Origin of the sequence: Agromyces binzhouensis, assembly GCF_004135055.1 — a bacterium.
GTDB lineage: Bacteria > Actinomycetota > Actinomycetes > Actinomycetales > Microbacteriaceae > Agromyces > Agromyces binzhouensis.
This window is the reverse complement of record NZ_SDPL01000385.1, coordinates 1-2,997: the sequence shown is the minus strand read 5'-3', so window position 1 is coordinate 2,997 and position 2,997 is coordinate 1. Positions and strand designations below refer to the sequence as shown.

3 protein-coding genes are annotated in these 2,997 nt (G+C 71.2%); 2 read left to right on the top strand and 1 reads right to left on the bottom strand.

The features are described 5' to 3' along the window. Window positions 1-262: 262 nt before the first annotated feature. Window positions 263-1,648, bottom strand: coding sequence for a glycine--tRNA ligase (locus tag ESO86_RS14550; RefSeq protein ID WP_129235635.1), 1,386 nt, complete (start codon window positions 1,646-1,648; stop codon window positions 263-265). A 195-nt stretch (window positions 1,649-1,843) separates the two neighbouring features. On the opposite strand from ESO86_RS14550, the gene ESO86_RS14545 reads away from it, so the two are divergent. Both ESO86_RS14545 and ESO86_RS14540 read left to right on the top strand, forming a co-directional pair. Next, window positions 1,844-2,620 carry a polysaccharide deacetylase family protein gene (locus ESO86_RS14545; RefSeq protein ID WP_129235634.1) on the top strand — a complete coding sequence of 259 codons (777 nt, stop codon included), beginning with the start codon at window positions 1,844-1,846 and terminating at the stop codon, window positions 2,618-2,620. 21 nt (window positions 2,621-2,641) lie between these two features. Beyond that, window positions 2,642-2,997 (top strand): NUDIX domain-containing protein (locus ESO86_RS14540; protein ID WP_129235633.1); only part of this gene is annotated, 356 nt, incomplete at its 3' end.

Genomic DNA, 2,997 nt, shown 5'->3' with positions numbered 1-2,997 from the left:
TCCGCGACGGGTGCGGGGTCGGCGCTCGCGCCGGAGGCATCCGTCGCCTGCGCGGCGCAGCCGGTCAGCGCGAGCGCGGCGACGAGCAGGACGGACGCGGCGACGGGACGCACCGGGCGTCCGTGACGTGCGGGGCGTTCGGGCATGACGGCTTCCTCGTTCCGCGGGCGACCTCCGCCCGCTCCCTCCACGCTACGTCGTCGCTCCGGACCCATCGGGCCCACGGCATTACGGAACCCTGACGGCGGGCGATGCCCGCGGGTCAGGCCCCGACGAGGCGCGCGGCCAGGTACCCCTCGAGCTCGGCGAGCGGCACGCGCTCCTGGGCCATGGTGTCGCGGTTCCGCACGGTCACGGCGTCGTCGTCGAGCGAGTCGAAGTCGACCGTGATCGCGAACGGGGTGCCGATCTCGTCCTGGCGGCGGTAGCGGCGGCCGATCGCGCCGGCGTCGTCGAAGTCCACGTTCCAGTGCTTCCGCAGCGTCGCGGCGACCTCGCGCGCGAGCGGCGAGAGCTTCTCGTTGCGCGAGAGCGGCAGCACGGCCGCCTTCACGGGCGCGAGGCGCGGGTCGAGCTTCAGCACCGTGCGGGTGTCGACGCCGCCCTTCGCGTTCGGCACCTCTTCCACGTGGTACGCGTCGACGAGGAACGCCATGAGCGAGCGGGTGAGGCCCGCCGCGGGCTCGATGACGAACGGGGTCCAGCGCTCGTTCTTCTGCTGGTCGAAGTACGACAGCTCCTTGCCGGAGTGCTTCGCGTGCGTCGACAGGTCGAAGTCGGTGCGGTTGGCGACGCCCTCGAGCTCGCCCCACTCGCCGCCGGTGAAGCCGAAGCGGTACTCGATGTCGACCGTGCGCTTGGAGTAGTGGCTGAGCTTGTCCTTCGGGTGCTCGAAGAGGCGCAGGTTCTCGGGGTCGATGCCGAGGTCGACGTACCACTGGAAGCGGGTGTCGATCCAGTACTGGTGCCATTCCTCATCGCTGCCGGGCTCGACGAAGAACTCCATCTCCATCTGCTCGAACTCGCGCGTGCGGAAGATGAAGTTGCCGGGCGTGATCTCGTTGCGGAACGACTTGCCGATCTGGCCGATGCCGAACGGCGGCTTCATGCGCGCCGCCTGCAGCACGTTGGCGAAGTTCACGAAGATGCCCTGCGCGGTCTCGGGGCGCAGGTAGTGCAGGCCCGACTCGTCGTCGACGACGCCGAGGAACGTCTTCAGCAGGCCGGAGAAGGCGCGGGGCTCGGTCCACTGCCCGCGCGTGCCGCAGTTCGGGCACACGATGTCGAGGAGGCCGTTCTCGGGCTCGCGGCCCTTCTTCTCCTCGTAGGCCTCGACGAGGTGGTCCTCACGGAACCGCTTGTGGCAGTGCAGGCACTCGATCAGCGGGTCGCTGAAGACCTCGACGTGACCGGACGCCTCCCACACCTGCTTCGGCAGGATGACGCTCGAGTCGAGGCCGACGACGTCGTCGCGACCCTGCACCATCGACCGCCACCACTGGCGCTTGATGTTCTCCTTCAGCTCGACGCCGAGGGGGCCGTAGTCCCACGCGGACCGGGATCCGCCGTAGATCTCACCCGCCTGGAAGACGAAGCCCCGGTGCTGGGCGAGCGTGATGACGGAATCGAGACGGGTGGGTGCGGCCACGGTGGCTCCAATGGTCCAGGAAGGGAATCGGGCGAGTCGCCCGCGAAGTCGGTGTCCATCCTACGAAATGTGAAGGGCGACGGATGCCGCGGCTTCGCGGCGCACGGAGCGCACGCCCGGCCGCGGGCCGCGGGCCGGTGTACAACGGCTCGTGAGGCGGCGAGCCGGGCCGCCTCGCGGGAAGGGGGCGATCGCATGGGCTTCACCCGGCGCGTGTTCCTCACGGGCGTCGCGGTCGTCGGCGTGCTGGCCGTCGGCCGCGTCATGGCGGAGCGCCAGGAGGTCGAGGAACAGGAGGCCGCGGTCGAGGAGTTCCCGGCTCCCGAGCTCGCGCGGGTCTCCGTCCCCGCGGGCGCCATCACCGAGCTCCCCGCCGACGCGGGGCAGGTCCTCGCCTGGACCGTCGACGACGGGACCGACTCGGCCGTGGTCGGCGCCTACACCGCGTTCGCGGCGGCCAACGGCATCCGGCTCACCTACTTCGTGAACGGCGTGTACCCGTCGTGGGACGACAACGCCGAGGCCCTCCGCCCGCTCGTCGAGCGGGGCCAGATCCAGCTCGCGAACCACACCTGGTCGCACCCCGACCTGACGACGCTGAGCGACGCCGAGATCCAGTGGCAGCTGCAGCACAACCACGACTACCTGCAGTCGGTGTACGGCGTCGACGCCCGGCCGTACTTCCGGCCGCCGTACGGCGTGCACGACGCCCGCGTGGATGCCGCGGCCGCCGCGATCGGCTACACCGTGCCGACGCTCTGGTACGGCTCGCTCGGCGACTCGGGCGAGCTGTCGCAGCAGCAGATCGTCGACCTCGCCGACGAGTGGTTCGACGCGGGTCGCATCGTGATCGGGCACCTGAACCACGATCCGGTGGTCCACGTGCTCCCGCGCCTGAAGGGGATCCTCGACGAGCGCGGGCTCGCCACGGTCACGCTGAACGACGTCTTCACCTCGCCGCAGCATCCGTAGGTCGCTGCGTAGGCTGAACGGATGCCGCTGCCCGACCTGCACGTCGCCGCGATCGCGCTCGTGCGCGACCGTCGCGTGCTCATGGTCACCGCACGCGGCCGCGACGTGCACTACATGCCGGGCGGCAAGCTCGACGAGGGCGAGACGCCCGCCGAGGCGGCCGCGCGCGAGGCGTTCGAGGAGGTCGGGCTGGTTCTGGACCCGGCGCACCTCGTCGAGGCGTTCACCGTCCGCGAGCTGGCGCACGGGCAGGCCGAGGGCCGGCACGTGCGCATGCACGTCTTCCTCGCCGAGACGGATGCCGAGCCCGCCCCGTCGGGCGAGGTCGGCGAGGTGCACTGGGTCGGCGCGGCCGACGCCGGGCGCTGCCCGCCGGC

Coding starts and splice junctions, on each gene's coding strand:
- ESO86_RS14545 (WP_129235634.1), top strand. CDS start 1,844: ATGGGCTTCACCCGGCGCGTGTTCCTCACGGGCGTCGCGGTCGTCGGC.